Genomic DNA, 17,639 nt, shown 5'->3' on the forward strand with positions numbered 1-17,639 from the left:
CCGAACCGGCCGCAAACGTTTGCGCCGTTGCTCCGCCGCACCCGAAACGACGGATTCCGTCGTGTGTTCACAACTGTGGAAGAAGTGCCGAGTTATCCACAGAGCGCTGATAGGAGCGGTGGACAAGCTGTGGAGAACTGCCCGAAAACCTGGGGACGCACGCCGTGCGTCCCCAGGGATGGTGGGGCAGGTGAAGGTGAGCCGCTAGGGGTTGTGGTCAGCCCTATTCGGCCTTGGCGAGCTCGTGCGCCAGGACGTCGGCGAACGTGAACGTTCCCGTCGGCTGGTCGCCTTCGCCGAGCAGGTACAGGCGCTTGACGGCGATCAGGATGCCCTCGGCGACGATGTCGCGGAACGCCGGGTCGCCGAGCTTGCGGGCGTCGTCCGGGTTCGTCAGGTAGCCGATCTCGACCCGGACGGCCGGGCAGCGGGTGCGGGTGAAGATGTCCCACGACTTGTAGTGCGTGCGGTTGTCCTGCAGGCCCGTGCGGGCCGCGACCTCGCGCTGGATGAAGCCGGCCAGCAGCTCGCCCACCGTGGACGTCGTGCCGTTGCCGTTGCCGAAGTGGAAGCTCGCGACACCCTGCGCGCGCGGCGAGGGGTTCTTGTCGCTGTGCAGCGAGAGGAACAGGTCGGCGCCCGCGTCGTTGGCGAACTGGGCCCGCTCCAGCTCGGTCGGGCTGTGGTTCGGGCCGCGGGAGATCAGGGCCTCCATGCCCGTGGCCTTCATCCGGCCCTCGAGCCGGCGGGCCAGGTCCCACGCGATGTCGGCCTCGCGCAGACCGCCGGCGACCACGCCGAGGTCGTCGCCGCCGTGGCCGGGGTCGATCACGATGCGCTTGCCGCGCAGGCGCGGACCGGCCTGGCGCACCTGCTCCTGCTCGCGCAGGAACACGGGGCGGCCGCCCCGGGCCCGCGGCGAGGACAGGCGGTGCAGCTCACGGATGGTCGCGGGGCCGCACATGCCGTCCGGCGAGAGCCGCATGTCGCGCTGGAACGTCTTGAGCGCGCGCTCGGTCGAGGGGCCGAAGTAGCCGTCGGGGCGGCCGGCGTCGAAGCCGAGCTCGGTCAGGCGCTCCTGCAGCGTGAAGACGTCGTCGCCGTGCACCGGCGCGGCGATCGAGTAGGACAGCAGCCGGCTGCCCAGGTGGTAGCTGGCGCCCTTGAGTGCCTGGAACGTGGCCGGACCCACCAGGCCGTCGGTCATCAGCCCACGGCTCTGCTGGAAGGCCCGAACGGCGTTCTCGACGGCGACGTCGAACGTGTCGTAGCCGTCGTCGGAACCGGTGACCGGCGGGAGCAGGTTCATCCCGGCCAGGATGGACCTGATCTCGGCGACGTCCGGACCGGCGTCACCGCGGCGGAGTACCCGCATGCACTCCTCGCTCTTCCTAAGGCACCGATTCGGGGGCTCGGTGCGTGGTAAGAAATCCTTCACTGAGACGTGCTCAGGTCCTCTATTGTGCCCTGCCAACTCTCGGTGACAGCGCAGGCCCGGTAGGTGCGTCAAGAGCCCGATCGTGGCGCACCCTCGGTGGCCCTCGTCACGCTTGATTCACCCACACGGGCGGGATTCCCCCGAACGACGACGGACCCGGGTCCGCGAGAGGGTTCCCGCAGGCCCCGGGTCCGCCGGGCTTGTTCGGTTCAGAGGACGTCGGCGAGATCCGACAGCAGCGCGGCCTTCGGCTTCGCTCCCACGATCTGCTTCACCGGCTTGCCACCCTGGAACAGGATGAGCGTCGGGATGGACATCACCTGGTAGTCACGCGGCGTGTTCGGGTTCTCGTCGATGTCGATCTTGGCGATGGTCAGCTTCTCGCCGTTCTCGGCCGCGATCTCCTCGAGCACCGGGGCGACCATCTTGCACGGCCCGCACCAGGTGGCCCAGAAGTCGACCAGAACCGGCTTCTCGCTGGTCAGGACCTCGTCGACGAACGTCGCGTCGGTCACCTTCACGGTGTTGGACATGGTTTCTCCTTCAGGTTGGTCGAAAGCCGGAAAGTCAGTTGGTGCCCGCGCCGTAGCCGCCGCCGACCAGCTCGGCCGCCTCATGGGCGTCCGACTCGCCGTGCTCCGCGAGCCATCGTTCCGCGTCGATCGCGGCGCTGCACCCGGAACCCGCGGCGGTGATCGCCTGCCGGTAGGTGCGGTCCACCAGGTCGCCGGCCGCGAAGACACCGTCGAGGTTCGTGAACGACGTCCGGCCCTGGGTGACGACGTAGCCGTCCTCGTCCAGGTCGACCTGCCCGCGCACCAGCTGGCTGCGGGGGTCGTGCCCGATCGCGACGAAGAAGCCCGACACGTCCAGCGTCGACTCCGAACCGTCCTTGGTGTCCTTCAGCTGCAGGCCTTCGACCTTGCCGTCGCCGACCACGCCGGTGATCTGCGAGTTCAGCTTCCACTTGATCTTCTCGTTCGCGCGGGCGCGCTCGAGCATGATCTTGGACGCGCGGAACTCCTCGCGCCGGTGGACGACCGTGACGGACTTCGCGAACTTCGTCAGGAAGGTCGCCTCCTCCATCGCCGAGTCGCCGCCGCCGGCGACCACGATGTCGTGGTCGCGGAAGAAGAAGCCGTCACAGGTCGCACAGGCCGACACACCACGGCCGAGGAGCTCCTGCTCACCCGGCACGTTCAGGTACCGCGCCGCGGCACCCATCGCGAGGACGACCGCACGGGCGGCGTAGCGCTTGCCGTTCGCGTGGACGTACTTCACGTCCCCGGTCAGCTCCAGCGACTCGACGTCCTCCGCGCGCAGCTCGGCGCCGAAGCGCTCGGCCTGCTTGCGCATCTCCTCCATCAGGTCCGGACCCATGATGCCGTCGCGGAACCCCGGGAAGTTCTCGACCTCGGTCGTCGTCATCAGCGCGCCGCCGAACTGCGTGCCTTCGAACACCAGCGGTTCCAGCTGGGCCCGTGCCGCGTAAACGGCAGCGGTGTATCCGGCAGGACCCGATCCCACGATGATCAGGTTCCTGATTTCCTCGGCAGCCACCCGTGACCTCCGCTCGTAGTGACCCTGTACCAGGCTCAACACGATCGTAGGTGGCCCTGTTCCCGGCCGTGACAGCCGCTACTTCTCCCCGACGACCTTGTCGAACAGGACGGCCGGATTACCCGGTCCGCAGTCCGCGCCGAAGGCCACGAGCCGGAACTGGGCGAGCTTGCCGGTAGTCAGGATGATCATGACGCCGGCCTTGCCGCCGACGTTCACCGGGCGGATGCCCTCCGGGCGCACCTTGGGGTCGAGCCCGGCGGCCGCGATGCAGGCGTCCAGCTTGTCCTCGGTCTGCAGCGGGCCGAAGTCGCGGACGCCGACCGCCTTGCCGATCAGGGCCTGGGCGCCGCTGCCGTCGTTGCCGACCGACGGACCGGACGGCGGCGGGGCCGCGACGTTCGGGGTGCCGGTCTGCTGCGACGTGCCCGGGATCGCGATCGTCACGGCGACGACCGCCGCCGCGGCCGCGGTCAGGACGCCGGCGGCCCAGCCGAGCCGCTTGTTCCGGCGCCGCCGGGCCGCCGCGAGGTCCACCACCTGGGCGTCCCCGCTCCCGGCCTGCTCCGGTGCCGTGCGCTGCCTCGGAAAGGTGGCGGCTGCCTCAGCGGCCAGAGCCGCGTCCAGCCGCGCCGCGAACTCCGCGGGCATCGGCGGGGCGGGTGCGTCGGCGAGCGAGGCCAGATCGGACTGCGTCGCGTCCAGGGCATCCAGGATCGCGCGGGCCTCGGGGTCGGCGTCGACCAGCGGCCACAGCTCCGCCGCCCGCGCGTCGTCCAGGACACCGGCGTGGAGATCGGCGAGCACGTCGACAGACCAGGGCGGACCGACGGTCCCCCCGATCCCCCGGCTTTCGTCCGTCATCGTCCCTCCCCGCTACCCGGCTGGCGCCCGGCCCGTTTGCTTTCGTGAGTTGGGACGTTCGCAATCGCATCGGGGTTCCGCAGGTGTCCGAGAACCTTCGCGAGTTTTCCGCGGCCCCGGGCGCAGCGGCTCTTCACGGTGCCTTCCGCGATGCCGAGCATCTTCGCCGTCTCGGCGACGGAATAGCCCTCGACGTCGACGAGCACGATCGGTGCGCGCTGGTCCTCGGGCAGCTGGTCCAGCGCCTCGCGCACGAGCAGGCTGGTCTCGCGCTCGGCCATCGAGTCACGCGGGGTGGCGGGCTCGTTGAAGCCGGTTTCCGGCAGCGGCACGGTCGGGCGCGCCTGGCGGCGGCGGATCCGGTCGAGGCAGGCGTTCACCACGATCCGGTGCAGCCACGTCGTGACCTGCGACTCCGCGCGGAACTTGTCGGCGGCGCGGAAGGCCGAGATGAACGCGTCCTGCAACGCGTCGGCGGCCTCTTCCGGATCGCGGACCGTGCGCAGGGCGACCGCCCACATGCGGTCGCGATGTCGCTGGACGAGTTCGCTGAACGCATGAGGGTCCCCCGCGGCGTGAGCCGCTATCAGATCCGCATCCGTGGGAGCTGCAGCTGTCACCCGCAAGAGCCTACTGACCCTGTCGGGTGCGTCACCCCGCAGGCAGGAACGCCAGGTCGGCGATCTCCGTCTGGAACTTCCCGTCGTCGCCACCCAGAGCGGTGATCCAGACGATGAAGTACTCACCCTGCGTCGGCTGGGCCAGCGGGATCGTCGTGTCGCCGTCCTTCAGGTCGCCGTTGCCGACCACCTTCGTGTCGGCGAAGTCCGGGTTCTTCTCGGTCGCCGAGCGGATCTCGACCTTGGTGCCCGCGGTGCCGCCGACGACCTGCACCTGGCTGAGGGTGATCGGGTCCTTGAAGGTGACGACCAGCCCGACGCCCGGCTTGATGACGGGGAACTGCTGCTTGTACTGCTCGGTGCGCCACTGCGTCTCGGGCTTGCCGTCCGTCGCGTACTTCGCCCGCGCGGTGTTGTCGCCCTTGCCCTCGGGGTTGTAGACCGCGACGGCCTGCGGCTTCACCGCGGCGCCCACGGCCGGCGGCGGAGGCGAGGCCGGCTGGCTCGACGCGGGCGGCTGCCCGGCAGGCTGGCTCGACGCCGGCGGCGCGGCGACGTTGATCGTCGGCCCGCTCGCCTTCGAGTCGCCCTGGAAGACGTTGATCAGCATCAGCCCGCCCCAGGCGAGGATGACGACGGTCGCGACCACCAGGACGGTGACGCCGAGCGCGAGCTTGCGCCGCCGCGCGACGTCCTTGACCGGCTTCTTCGTCGTCCAGACCGTGCCTTCGCCCTCGGCGGCGTCACCGCCGACGGCCTTGATCAGCTGGGTGCGCTCCTCTTCCTCGGCCACCTGGTCGAGCATCCGGAGGATGGCCGCGCTGGTGCGGATGCCGCCGTTGCCGCCGTCCTCGATCGTCCGGACGGCCAGCGACGACAGGTCGGCGGGCACCGTGGGGATGAGCTGCCGCGGCGGGACGATGCGCCCCTGCGGCGTGGTCGGGGCCGGCTGGATCGCGGGCGGGCCGCCGGGCAGCGCCCAGCGTCCGGTCAGGAGCAGGTAGAGGACCGCGCCGAGCGCCTTGACGTCGTCGCGCAGCGTCGCCTCCGGCAGCGGGCCGGGGAACGCGAGCTTGAGCGCGCCGCTCGGCGTCAGCCGCAGCCGCTGGGGGTGGTCGAGCCCGAGGACGAGCCCGTTCTGGTGGGCCTGTTCGACGGCTTCGGCCAGCGCCTGCACCATCCGCGCGGCCGCGGCGGGCGCCACCGGCCGCTGCGCGACGAGGTCGACCAGGTCGCTGCCCTTGGTCCACTCCGCGACGACGACGCCGAGCAGGCCTTCGCTGGAGGTGATGCCGCTGCCGAGCGCGAGCACGTCGAGCACGCGGGCGACGCCGCCGTGGCCGAACTTCGACGCGTGCGTCGCGCGTTCGAGGGTGCGCCGCGCGAGCCGCGCGGCTTCCGGGTCGGCGGGGTCGCCGACCAGCAGGGTCAGCGCGACGTCCCGCTTCAGCTGCCCGTCACGGGCACGCCAAAGGTGCGCGTCACCCCGCTCGTCCACGCCGAACTGCGCGAGGAGGCGGTAGCGGCCGTCGCCGACCACGCGCCCGGGGGCCAGCGATCCGACCTGGGCCTTGCCCACGTGGTTCGCACCCCCCGCCTGTTCGCTCCGCCTCGTGTCCACCCGCACTCTCCCGTTAGCTCCCCGCACCAAGGTTACCCAGAATACGACGCGGGAGTCGTCGCCATCCGTACCGGAATCGTTACCCCCGCTTGATCAACCGGGTGAACCTCGAAGTCGCCGGTTTCAGCTCCTCCACCTTCAGCGCCATGAGCACGCCGAACGAGACGACGATCCCCACGATGCCCTGCAGGAAAAGCTTGCTCCAAGCCCCCAGCGTCGGCCCGAACGAGTCCGGCACGATCTGCCCGACCACCCAGGCCGCGCCGACGCCGAGCCCGCTGGCGACGACCGTGAAGAGGATCACGCCGATCACCCGCTTGCTCCGCAGGTTGCCCAAAGTCACCCAAAGCCACACCTGGCCGAGGATCGCACCGACGACGAACGTCAGCGCGTTGACCATCATGACGCCGAGCACGACGTTGTCCGGCGACAGCAGCACCGGGCACAGGTACAGCAGCGGCACCTTGACCAGCGTCATCACGATCATGATCAGCGTCGGCGTCCGGGCGTCCTTCATCGCGTAGAAGACGCGCATCTGGAGCATGACCAGCGCGTACGGCAGCAGCGCGAACGCCGAGATCGCGAGCGCGTCGCCGAGCCGTTCGGCGGTCTCGATCGTGCCCTTGCCGAAGGTGAACAGCGCGATGCCGATCGAGCCGCCGACCACGGTCATCACCGCGGAGATCGGGACGAGCATCACCGTGGACATCCGGGACGCGTACGACAGGTCGCCGATCAGCTTCTTGTGGTCGCCGTCGGCGGCCGCGCGGCTCATCCGCGGCATGATCGCGGTCAGCAGCGAGACGCCGATGACGCCGTACGGCAGCTGGAAGAGCAGCCAGGCGTTGCTGTACGCGGTCACACCACCGGGTGAACCGCTGGTCAGCACGCGCGTGTTGATCGTGTACCCGACCTGGCTCACCGCGACGTAGCCGAGGATCCACAGCGCGAGGCCGCCGAACTCCTTCATCTGCTTGTCGATGCCCCAGCGCCACTTGAACCGGAAGCCCGAGCGCAGCAGCGGCGGCACCAGCAGGAAGGCCTGGGCGATGATGCCGGCCGTGACGCCGATGCCGAGCGTCAGCACCTTCGGGTCGGTGATCGACGGGTTCACGGTGTCGATGTCACCCGGCATGACCCAGACGACCAGGATCGTGAAGATGACGACCAGGTTGTTGATCACCGGCGCCCACGCCGTCGGGCCGAAGATCTGCTTGGCGTTCAGCACCGCCGAGAGCAGCGCGAACACGCCGTAGAAGAAGATCTCCGGCAGCAGCAGGTAGGCGAACGCCGTGGTCAGCGACGAGCTGGCCTTGCCGGAGCCGTCGACGTAGAGGCCGGTGAACGCCGGGGCCGCGAGCACCGCGACCACCGTGCCGACCAGCAGCAGCGAGAACGCCACGGTGATGAGCCGCTGGGTGTAGGCCGCGCCGCCGTCGGGCTCGTCCTGGGACCGCACCAGCAGCGGGACCACCACGCTGGCGAGGACGCCACCCATCAGCAGCTCGAAGATGATGTTCGGCATCGTGTTGGCGACGTTGAACGAGTCGTTCGCGATGCCCTGGCCGATCGCGGCGACCAGCAGCAGCTTCCACAGGAAGCCGGTGATCCGGCTGATCAGCGACGCGATCGCCATCCGGCCGGACGCCTTCGCCAGCGACGGCGCCTTGGCCGGGGCCTCTTCGTCCGGCCTCGGCTTGACCAGCGGCCCCTTGAGCGCCGGCATGACCTGGGTGGCCAGCGCGTCGTACGGGCGCATGACGTCCGGGTCGGCGACCGGCCAGCGCGAGTTCATCGGGACGCCGGCGGTGCGCGGGATGAACCGTGTGGCCTCCGGGTCGGGCGGGCGCTGGGCCTCTTCCTGCCACGGCCGGACCGGCGCCGGACGCCGGGACCCGCGCCCGCGCGGGGGCACCGGGATGCCGGGCGGCGGCGTCCCGGGAGCCGGGTTGCCCGCGGCCGGAGTGCCCGGCGGTGGGGTCATGGGTGGCGGGGTCACGGGTGGCGGCAGCGGCGGGGCGGGCTGCGGCAGCCGGCCCTGGGCCGACGGCTGCCCCGGCGGGCCGGGGATCGGCGGCACGGGCTGGACGCGCGTGGGCGCCGGGCCACCGGCGGCGCGGGGCGGCTGCCCGCCGCGCGGCGGGGGTTGCTGAGGAGGCGGCCCAGGCGGCCCCGGCGGCGGGACTCGCCGGGCCGGACGCTGCGGCTCGCGGGGCGGGGCCTCGTCGTGGACGGGCCAGGCTTCGCCGGGGGGCAGGTCGTCGCGGACCGGCTGGCCTTCGCGAGGCGGTCGCGGGTCGCGGATCAGTGCTTCGTCGCGGACCGGCCGGCCGTCGCGCGGAGGCAGGTCATCGCGGCCGGGGTGGCCGTCGCGGGGTGGCCGCTGGTCGCGGACCACCCCTTCGTCGCGAACGGGGCGACCCTCGCGCGGGGGCAGGTCGTCGCGGCCGGGGTGGCCGTCGCGGGGTGGTCGTTGGTCGCGAATCACTGCTTCGTCTCGGACGGGCCGGCCGTCGCGCGGAGGGAGGTCGTCTCGGACGGGGCGACCCTCACGCGGGTGTCCCTCGTCGCGGACGGGGCGGCCGTCGTGTGCGGGCGCGTCCTCGCGCGGGCGGCGGCGCGGTGGGCCGTCCTCCCGAGCCGGTCGCCTCGGCGGTGCGTCGTCGCGAGCGGGCCGCCGGGGCGGCGGTGCATCTTCGCGGGCCGGGCGACGGGGTGGGCCGTCTTCGCGCTTCGGGCGTTGATCACGGACCGTCGCGTCCTCGGGGGGCGGCATCTGGCGCGTGTGGCCGTTGCGGGGCGGCTGTCGGCGGCCGCGCTCCGGCGGAGGCGGCTGCTGCTGGGGTGGCGGCTGGCGGCGGGCCGGCTGCGACGCGCGCGGGGGCCCGTCACCCCGTTGCGGGGGCGGAGCGCCTTCGCGCCGAGGACGACTCGCACGCTCGGGTGGTAAGCCCGGCTCTCTCTCCAACGCGTGCCCAATCCTCAGTGCTCGGTCCGGTGCCCGCGGCCCGGTGCCGCGTACGTGCGGACCAAGAGTAATCGGGAACCGCCCGGAACACTCGAAGGCCGAGGGATCAGTCCACCAAGTCGCGACCCGCTCGGGCGTCCTTCACCCGCCGGTAGATGCGCCGGGAGGCCAGCAGAAGTAGGGCCACACCTGCGGCGACGGTCGCGATGATGGTGATCGCGCCGTACTCCGTCGACGTCAGCTCGAACCGCGCGGATGACCCGAGCGGGGTACCAGTGGGCGTGCTCAACGACACATCGACGCTGAACCGGCCGGCCCGCAGCGCCTCCACGGGGAGGAAGTACTGGCGGCCGCCGCCGGCGGGGAACGACACCTCGTTGGCTTCGTCCGTGCGCAGGCCCGTGTTGTTGTTGAGCGAGAACCGCGCGGTGATCCCGACCGGCAGGTCGTTGACCACGTACACCGGCAGCGGGGAGTTGCCGGACGCCAGCGCGATGATCTGCTGCGGCTGCCGGACGCTCACCCGGTCGCCGATGGCCCCGATCTCGGCCTGCGCGTTCGCGGTCGCCGCGTCGGCCGGCAGGCCCCGCCAGCCGGTGGAGGCACCGCGCAGCTCGGCCAGCCGCACCGACGCGACGACGTCCTCCGGTTTCACCCGCTTGGTGGGGTCCAGCCGCATCGCGGACGCCATCCCGGTGGCCTGGTCGTCGAGCTTCGCCAGCGTCGAGACGACGGCGGGGTCGATGGCCGCGTCGGGGTTCTGGCCGCCGTCGCCGACCGCGCCGGTGCCCGCCGGGTCCGCGGACAACAGCGACGGGAGCGACTCCGCCGTGACCACCCCGGCGTTGAGGAAATCGCCGACCTGCTGCAGGTACGCCGTGAGCTCGGTGGCCGGGGCGTCCCAGCGCCGCGGCGGGGCGACGAGCAGGTGCTTCGGGCGCTCCTGCCCGGCCGGCAGGCCGAGACCGGCCCGGAAGGCGAGCGCGCCGAGCCCGTTCTGGCTGGCGATCGCCCGTTCGGTGCTCGCGGCGACGGTGACCGAGTCGGGCACGCTCGGCACGCCGTTCATGGCCGCGGAGATCAGCGAGTCGGTCGGCTGGGCGCGGACCGTGCTGCCCTGCACGGTGACCCCGCCGCCCACGCCGGCGGGGGCGAGCTTCGCCGCGTCCGTGAGCACGGTCTTGACGCCGGCCTGGGTCAGGGCGGTGAGCACCGCTTCGTTGAGCGTGCCGTCCGGCCAGAGCACGCCGGTCTGCGGCGCGACGCCGGTCAGCTGCTGGATCGTCGTGGCGGCCGCGGCCGCCTGGGCGACCAGGATGGGGTCGCCGGGACGGATCCGCGAGACGGTGTTGAGGTCGGCGTCGGCGAAGGGCAGCGCCACCACGCACCGGCCGGTCAGCAGGGAGCGCAGCGAGGTCAGCCAGGTCTTCGCGGTCTGGACGCCCTTGCCGTCGATGTTCCCGTTCTCGGTGTGCACCTGGTAGCCGCGGCTCATCGAGTCGACGGTGGCCAGCAGGTCCGGGTCGAGCGCGAAGCACATCGACTTCGCGAGGGTCGGGTCGCCGTGCGCGGCCGTGGACGCGGCGGTGACCAGCGCGTTCAGCCGGCCGTCGGGGCCGATCTCGTCGGCGAGCCGGTCGTCGCGCAGCACCAGCGGCTGGCCGTACGGTGCCGCGTAGACCTGGGGGACGTTGCTGGTCAGCGGCCAGAGCAGGGTCATGCTCGGCGCGCCGGCCGACGAGTGCCCGGCCGACTTGCCCGGCCCGGACAGCACCGGCATCAGCATGCTGACCGCGCCCAGCCGCGCGGGCCCGCCGAACTCCGGGGTGCCGTTGACGTTCACCAGCAGCGGGTAGACGCCGGGGCGGTTGAACTGCGCGGCCTTCGAGCCGGTCAGGTTCACCGTGATGTTCAGCGGTGCGCTCTGCCCGGGCTCCAGCGAGTCCGCGACCGAGCTGAAGTCGGTCAGCGGGGAGTCCTTGATGACGGCGCCCGACAGCACGTCGTTGACCCCGCGCGAGGTCGTGACCCGGTCGCCGACCTGCAGGCGGACCTGCGGCCGGTTGACCTTGCGGTCGCCGGTGTTGGTCACCGTGCCGGACACGGTCAGCGTCGTCGTCGAGCTGGTGATCACGCGCGGGTTGAGCTCGTTCAGCTCGACGCGCAGGCGGGCGCCCTCCTCCGCCTGTGCCACCGTGGCTCCGGTGAGGGCGGGGACGGCCAGGAAGAGGACGGAAAGGAAGGCTGCGGCGAACCGCTTCACTCGGGGGCTCCCTCAGGGGCGTGCTCGTCTCGTCCGTGGACGTCCGGGCGCGCGAAAAGTTCCTTGAGCATCTGACTGGCCTTCCGGACGAGCTTGCGTTCGTCGGAGTAGGCGAGTTTGGTCTCCAGCTCGGCCAGCGGTACCCAGGCCACCTCGGTGACCTCGACGTCTTCGTCGGAGAGCTCGCCGCCGAGCGCTTCGAGCAGGAAGTGGTGGACGGTCTTGTGGATCCGCCGCTTCTCGGCCACGAACCAGTAGTCGATGGTGCCCAGTGGCCGCAGCACGCGCGCGGAGATGCCGGTTTCCTCCTTGACCTCGCGCACGGCCGTCTGTTCCACCGTCTCACCGTCCTCGATGTGGCCCTTGGGCAGCGACCACAGCAGTCTGCCGTGCCGGTCGAGCCGGCCGATCAGCACCGCCTGTTCGCGCTCGGCGTCCACCACGAGGCCACCGGCCGACGTCTCGTCGACCGTGGTCAGGCGCCTGCCGCGCTGACGCCTGCGCCGCCTCCGCGGCTTGGAGGCGCCAGGACGGCCGGCTGATCCAGACATGCTGCGATGCTAGAGCAAACGGTTGCCCCGGTAGGCTGGCTCTCCGTGTCCTGTCCGGTGGTGCCTGTAGTAACCACACCCGAACGTAGTGGGATTTTCGTGAACGACGTGGTCGCCAAGGAGAACGCGGTGGTCGAGCTGATGCGGCTCTCCCCCCTGGCGGACGAGCTGGCCGAGAGGTTCGCCCGGGCCGGGCACCGCCTGTACCTCGTCGGCGGGAGCGTGCGCGACGCGCTGCTCGGCCGGCGCTCCGGCGATCTCGACTTCACCACCGACGCGCGACCCGATCGGGTGCTGAAGATCGTCAGCGAGTGGGGCGACGCGGTCTGGGACGTCGGCATCGCGTTCGGCACGGTCGGCGTGACGAAGAAGGGCATGCAGCTCGAGATCACGACGTTCCGCGCGGACAGCTACGACCGCGTCGGCCGCAACCCCGAGGTCACCTTCGGCGACAGCATCGAGGGCGACCTGCTCCGCCGCGACTTCACGGTCAACGCGATGGCCGTCGAGCTGGCGACGAAGACGTTCATCGACCCGCACGACGGCCTGAGCGCACTGCGGGAGAAGGTCCTCGACACGCCGGCGACGCCGCAGGAGTCGTTCGCCGACGACCCGCTGCGGATGCTGCGGGCCGCCCGCTTCGCCGCGCAGCTCGGCTTCACCGCCGCGCCGCGCGTGGTCGACGCGATGACGTCGATGGCGAGCGAGATCGACCGGATCACCGCCGAGCGCGTCCAGGCCGAGCTGTCGAAGCTGCTGCTCGCCGACGACCCGCGGCCCGGGCTGGAGCTGCTGGTCGACACCGGCCTCGGCGACCGCGTGCTGCCCGAGGTGCCCGGGATGCGGCTGGCGATCGACGAGCACCACCAGCACAAGGACGTCTACGAGCACTCGCTGACCGTGCTGGCCCAGGCGATCGACCTGGAGAAGTCGCACGAGCCGACGTCGGAGCCCGATCTGATTCTTCGGCTGGCGGCGCTGCTGCACGATGTCGGGAAGCCGGCGACGCGGGAGTTCCAGCCGGGCGGCGGGGTGAGCTTCCACCACCACGAAGTCGTCGGGGCGCGGATGGCCCGCAAACGTTTGCGGGCGCTGAAGTTCTCCAAGGAGATCATCGACGACGTCTCCCAGCTCGTGTTCCTCCACCTGCGGTTCCACGGCTACGGCAAGGGCGAGTGGACGGACTCGGCGGTCCGCCGGTACGTCACCGACGCCGGCCCGCTGCTGACCCGGCTGCACAAGCTCGTCCGCGCCGACTGCACCACGCGCAACCGCCGGAAGGCGGCGGCGCTGCAGGCGACCTACGACGACCTCGAGGCCCGGATCGCCGCGCTCAAGGCCAAGGAGGACCTCGACCGCGTGCGGCCGGACCTCAACGGCGAGGAGATCATGGAGCTGCTCGGCCTCAAGCCGGGGCCGGACGTCGGCAAGGCGTGGAAGTTCCTCAAGGAGCTGCGCCTGGACCGCGGGCCACTGGAGCACGACGACGCCGTGGCCGAGCTGAAGAACTGGGCTGCCGAGCAGGGAATCGGAAATTCCTGACCGACTTACTCTGAATTTCGTGGAAGCCTGGACCTGGCCACCGCGGATCGGTGATACTCCCAACCTCGGTTCACCGATGTGACCAGGGAGTTGTCTGCGCGATGTCCACCGAAGCGCCCGACTCGCCGAAAGCGGTGGGCGGGGGCAGCTTCTTCGTGGCGCTGCTGCGGCAGGGCGCGCCCGCGATCGCGACGGCCACCAGCGAGCTCTCGGACGAGATCGGCGACCCGACCCCGATCCACGCGCTGAAGCGGATCTCGAAGATGGCCGGGCCGATCGACCCGAGCCGGCGCGACGGCCTGCTGCTGCGCGCCACGCGGTACGTCGTGCTCATCCCGCTGGCCTTCCGGCTGCTCGCCGTGCCCGGGCAGTTCGGCGTCTACGCCATCCGGAACGGCTCGACCGGGCTGCTGCCGGTCGGGGTGTTCACGCTGCTCTCGGTCGTGGTGAACCTGGTCGGCTTCCGCTGGATGTTCCGCTCGGCGCCGTACCGCGGCCGGGACGCGGGGAAGCTCCTGGCGGTCGACCTGGTCTTCACCGTGCTGTCGCCGCTGGTCCTCGCGCTGACCGTCCCGACCTCGGTGTACTTCGACGCGTTGGCGGTCAGCAGCGTCCACCTGCTCGGCGAGGCCGGGCTGCTGACGCTCGCGCTCGGCGTCCCCAGCGGGCTCGTGTTCGGGCTCGCGAGCTTCCCGCTGCGGATGCTCGCGAACTGGGTCAACACCGGTCAGTTCCACGTCGGAGCGGCGTTCTCGACCTTCTCGGCGCTGCTCGCCGAGCTGTTCCTGGCCGCCGCCGCGCTGGTGCTGACCGGGCTCGGCACCCGGCTGGCCCTGGCGTACGGCACCCGCAACGGCCGCCTGGCCGAGCGCGCTCAGCAGCACCGGATGCTGCACGACACCGTGCTGCAGACGCTCGAGGCGATGGCGCTGTCCGGCACGTCGAACGCCGAAGAACGGCTGGTCGAGATCCAGCGGCTCGCCCGGGCGCAGGCGATGGAGATCCGGCAGACGATCGAGTCGGCGGCGTCCGAGCGGGCCGAGGACGGCGCCCGGCCGCTGGGCGAGAAGCTCGCCGCGCTCGCCGCCGAGATGGCGCGTGACGGGCTGCGTGCCCAGCTCGTGGTGGCCGAACTGGACGACGACACGCTGTCGGAGGTCCGCCAGATCGCCATTCGCGACGCCGTGCGCGAGGCCATGCGGAACACGATGAAGCACTCCGGCACCGACCGGGTCGTGGTGCGCGTCGAGGAGCGCGAGGGCGGGATCGCCGTGATCACCCGCGACCACGGCGCCGGCTTCAGCGCGGCCGATCACCCGGCCGGGTTCGGCATCAGCGAGTCGATCACCGCGCGGCTGGCCGAGGTCGGCGGCACTTCGCTGGTCGAGTCCGGACTCGCCGGGGGCGGCACGCGGGTGACGTTGTGGGTGCCCTTCTGATATCTCCTGAGGATGACCTCGATCGAGCTGCTCGCCGCCGCCCTCGCCGCCCACCGCGCCGGTGACCGCGACCAGGCCGCCGACCTCGCCGCCCGGGCCGGCCGCGCCGGGTCCTCGCTGGCCGGCGAACTGCACACCTACCTCGCCGGTGACGGCTCGGCCTCCGTGTACGACCAGCCGGGCGCCTTCACGGCGTTCATCCGCGGCGGCGGCAACGTCGGGCTCTACCGGGCGCTGAGCGCGGCACTCGCCGCCCGCTACGACGAGGCGAAGCCGGAATCCCTGCTCGACCTGGGGTGCGGCGACGGCCTGGCCGTCGTGCCGGCGTTGGAGCAGGCCAACCACGTGCCCAGCCGGATCGATCTGGTCGAACCGTCGGCCGCGCTGCTCGAGGGCGTCCACGAGCGGGTGCCCTCGGCCCAGTGCTGGCAGTCGACCGCCCAGGAGTTCCTGGCCCGCGACGACCTCGGCTGGGACTTCGTCCAGTCGACGTTCGCGCTGCAGTCGATCGAGCCTGACCAGCGCGCGGAGGTGCTTCGCACGCTTCAGCTGCGTACCGGGACGCTCCTGCTCGCCGAATTCGACGTCCCCGAGTACGTCGAAGGCTCGCCGGAGCACCTTCGCTCGCTGGTCGAGCGCTACGAGCAGGGAGTCGCCGAGTACGGCGAAGACGCTTCGCTGGTCGCGCAGGGCTTCCTGCTGCCCGTCCTGCTCGGGATCGTCGACGGGCACGAGCGGACGAACTGGGAGCACCCGGCCGCGGGCTGGGTCGCGCAGCTGGAGACGGCGGGCTTCACCGAAGTCGGCGTCGAACCGCTCGCCGGCTACTGGTGGTCGCCCGCCGTCCTGATCACCGCGTCTTGATCACACCCGGCTGACGGAACCCGTCTCGAGGTGCTGGGCGAGCGGCCGCGGCAGCAGGTAGGCGACCGCGCCGCCCGGCATCCCGCTCCACGGCGCCGTCACGCCGGTCAGCACCCGCACCGAGCGCTGCACCCGGTAGAGCCGCTTCTCGCGCTCGCGTTCGAACGCCAGCGACGTCTCGACGAACCGCGAGCCGTCCGCGTGCACCAGGTTGCCGGTCTCGGGACCGAACCGGACGACCGTCGTGCCCGGCGGCAGCACGATCAGGCGCTTGCCGCGGTAGAAGTTCAACGGCGGTTCGCCGCGCGTCGGCAGGATCGGCCAGTCGGCGGGCTGGTCGGACTCCTCCGCGGGCCGCGGCGGCAGCATCAGCAGCACGCCGAGGAGGAACCGGGCCGCGTCCGCGAGCGAGCCGAACGCCACCGGCTCGTCGGCCGGCGGCCGCGAGACCTCCCAGCCGTTCTCGGCCCGCCGCAGCGTCCAGACGCCGTCGGCCGGGATCTCCTTGGCGCCGATCCGGTAGGCCGCGGCCGGCACGCCGTGCTCGGCGAGCCGCTGCTGGAGCAGCTCCAGCGTCTCCGCGCCCCGCAGTTCCCGTACATCTTCACCGCGGGCGACGCGGACGAGCGCGCGCTCGTCCGGCAGGTCGGCGGTCGTCTGCGGCGGCCGCGGCTGGCCGAGGACCTCCGCCTCCGCCGTCGCGCGGACGAGGTCGCCGACGAACGGCGGCCGGAACCCGGCCGCGCGGATGTGCTCGATGAGCTCCGGCTCCGGCGGCACCCCGTACTTGCGCAGGTAGTGCGGCACGGCGGCGGGCCAGATCCAGGTGCCGTCGGTGTGGAACGCGTTCGGCACGTCCGGCTTCGCGCCCGGCGCGCCGAAGATGTCCGGCAGCGGCGCCGGCCGGTGCAGCGCGACCGGCGCCCGGAACAGGTAGTCGAGCACGCCGCGGACCTGGTCCGGCGGCACCGGCGGCCGGTTGACCACCGGGCGCTCGCCTTCGGCGTGCGAGTCGGCGGCGCGGGCGAGCCGGAAGGTGACGTCCAGCGGCAGGCCTGCCTTCGCCGTCAGCCACACCGGCACGTGCTTCGGCGCTCGCGGGAAGTTCGCCAGCTCCAGCTCGTACGCGGCGGTCGACGGGCGGCCGCCCTCGTTGGGCGGCACCCGCCAGTCCGGCTCGCGGTCGGCGTCGAAGTCGAAGTCGAACTGCGACTCCGCGTCGAGGGTGAAGGTGCCCTGGAACCAGGTGCCCACCTCGGGCTGGAACATCGCGGCCCGCAACCGCGCGAAGAGCCCGCCGAGCCGCGGTACCGCCGGCAGCGAGACCGACACGGGGCCGTCCTCGTCGCCGATCGCGCGGACCTCGATCTCGGAGTAGTCGCCGACCTGCCGGAACTGCGCGCCGACGCGGGCCCAGCCGCCGGGCACCGTGTGCAGCAGCGTCCGGCCGATCGCGCGCAGCAGCGCGTTCTGGTCGCCGGCGCCCGGCTGCGGCCGCGCCTCCGGCGTCTCGGTGAAGTCCAGCCGCGTCTGCCACAGCGCCGTGACCTGCTTCGCCGGCACCGTGACCGAGAAGTCGGTCAGGCCCAGCTGCGCCGCGCGGGTGGCGTCGTCGCGGACCCAACGCAGGGTCAGCTCCGGCCGCGAGCCCGGCGCGACCTCGAAGACTTCGCCGTCGTACTCGCCGAAGGTGCGCAGCGTGAACGTCGCCGGCACCTCGCTCGCCGGCACCACCCGCGCGGGACGCCCGTCGTGCTCCTTGTCGAAGCCCTCCGGCGCCTCTTCCTCCGGCAGCACGGACAGCAGCACGGTGCCGTCCGTGGTCGACCGCTGCGCGCGGAACGTCCCCTCGCCCCACGCCGCGTACAGGCCGTCCGGGCGTTCGGCCACCTCTACCCGGTAACGCACG

Annotated in this window: 14 protein-coding genes; 4 read left to right on the plus strand and 10 right to left on the minus strand. The window is 72.0% G+C overall.

Annotation, left to right across the window (positions count from 1 at the left end; all coding sequences use genetic code 11):
• Positions 1-223: 223 nt before the first annotated feature.
• The 7 genes from QQ657_RS18680 to murJ all read right to left on the minus strand — a co-directional run bounded on the left by QQ657_RS18680 (position 224) and on the right by murJ (position 8,087).
• A complete protein-coding gene (locus QQ657_RS18680; RefSeq protein ID WP_284743443.1) occupies positions 224-1,375 on the minus strand; it encodes an N-acetylmuramoyl-L-alanine amidase in 1,152 nt (383 codons plus the stop codon).
• A 272-nt stretch (positions 1,376-1,647) separates the two neighbouring features.
• The gene (gene trxA / locus QQ657_RS18685; protein WP_020642536.1) at positions 1,648-1,971 is read right to left on the minus strand and encodes a thioredoxin; all 324 of its coding nucleotides are present in this window, start codon (positions 1,969-1,971) and stop codon (positions 1,648-1,650) included.
• A gap of 34 nt (positions 1,972-2,005) precedes the next feature.
• A complete protein-coding gene (gene trxB, locus QQ657_RS18690; protein ID WP_284743444.1) occupies positions 2,006-2,998 on the minus strand; it encodes a thioredoxin-disulfide reductase in 993 nt (330 codons plus the stop codon).
• 78 nt (positions 2,999-3,076) lie between these two features.
• A complete protein-coding gene (locus QQ657_RS18695; RefSeq protein ID WP_284743445.1) occupies positions 3,077-3,862 on the minus strand; it encodes an RsmA family anti-sigma factor in 786 nt (261 codons plus the stop codon).
• Positions 3,859-4,482 (minus strand): RNA polymerase sigma factor SigM, encoded by a 624-nt coding sequence (gene sigM / locus QQ657_RS18700; protein ID WP_086679039.1) that lies wholly within the window; start codon positions 4,480-4,482, stop codon positions 3,859-3,861. The genes QQ657_RS18695 and sigM overlap by 4 nt, the downstream gene beginning before the upstream one ends.
• Positions 4,483-4,513: 31 nt before the next feature.
• Positions 4,514-6,103, minus strand: a complete 1,590-nt coding sequence (locus QQ657_RS18705; protein WP_434056753.1) for a protein kinase family protein — start codon at positions 6,101-6,103, stop codon at positions 4,514-4,516.
• 79 nt (positions 6,104-6,182) lie between these two features.
• Entirely contained in the window at positions 6,183-8,087 is a 1,905-nt protein-coding gene (gene murJ, locus QQ657_RS18710; RefSeq protein WP_284743525.1) for a murein biosynthesis integral membrane protein MurJ, read from the minus strand.
• 243 nt (positions 8,088-8,330) lie between these two features.
• Here murJ and QQ657_RS18715 point away from each other — a divergent pair, with 243 nt between their 5' ends.
• Positions 8,331-9,053: a hypothetical protein gene (locus QQ657_RS18715; protein WP_284743447.1), complete on the plus strand. Its 723-nt coding sequence runs from the start codon at positions 8,331-8,333 to the stop codon at positions 9,051-9,053.
• Between the two features lie 124 nt (positions 9,054-9,177).
• Here QQ657_RS18715 and QQ657_RS18720 read toward each other — a convergent pair whose 3' ends face one another.
• Together QQ657_RS18720 and QQ657_RS18725 are read right to left on the minus strand one after the other, a co-directional pair.
• Positions 9,178-11,334, minus strand: coding sequence for a DUF6049 family protein (locus tag QQ657_RS18720; protein WP_284743448.1), 2,157 nt, complete (start codon positions 11,332-11,334; stop codon positions 9,178-9,180).
• On the minus strand, positions 11,331-11,885 hold the full coding sequence (locus QQ657_RS18725; RefSeq protein WP_284743449.1) for an NUDIX hydrolase: 555 nt from the start codon (positions 11,883-11,885) through the stop codon (positions 11,331-11,333). Before QQ657_RS18725 ends, QQ657_RS18720 begins: the two co-directional genes overlap by 4 nt.
• 99 nt (positions 11,886-11,984) lie before the next feature.
• Here QQ657_RS18725 and QQ657_RS18730 point away from each other — a divergent pair, with 99 nt between their 5' ends.
• The 3 genes from QQ657_RS18730 to QQ657_RS18740 all read left to right on the plus strand — a co-directional run bounded on the left by QQ657_RS18730 (position 11,985) and on the right by QQ657_RS18740 (position 15,730).
• The gene (locus QQ657_RS18730) at positions 11,985-13,427 is read left to right on the plus strand and encodes a CCA tRNA nucleotidyltransferase (RefSeq protein ID WP_284743450.1); all 1,443 of its coding nucleotides are present in this window, start codon (positions 11,985-11,987) and stop codon (positions 13,425-13,427) included.
• A 101-nt stretch (positions 13,428-13,528) separates the two neighbouring features.
• Complete coding sequence (locus tag QQ657_RS18735) at positions 13,529-14,866, plus strand: sensor histidine kinase (RefSeq protein ID WP_284743451.1); 1,338 nt, start codon at positions 13,529-13,531, stop codon at positions 14,864-14,866.
• A 12-nt stretch (positions 14,867-14,878) separates the two neighbouring features.
• Positions 14,879-15,730 (plus strand): class I SAM-dependent methyltransferase, encoded by an 852-nt coding sequence (locus tag QQ657_RS18740; protein WP_284743452.1) that lies wholly within the window; start codon positions 14,879-14,881, stop codon positions 15,728-15,730.
• Here the strand turns inward: QQ657_RS18740 and QQ657_RS18745 are convergent, their stop codons facing one another.
• Positions 15,731-17,638 (minus strand): TNT domain-containing protein, encoded by a 1,908-nt coding sequence (locus tag QQ657_RS18745; RefSeq protein ID WP_284743453.1) that lies wholly within the window; start codon positions 17,636-17,638, stop codon positions 15,731-15,733.
• Position 17,639: the final 1 nt, after the last annotated feature.

The sequence above is a fragment of the Amycolatopsis ponsaeliensis genome, assembly GCF_030182635.1.
Classification (GTDB): domain Bacteria; phylum Actinomycetota; class Actinomycetes; order Mycobacteriales; family Pseudonocardiaceae; genus Amycolatopsis; species Amycolatopsis ponsaeliensis.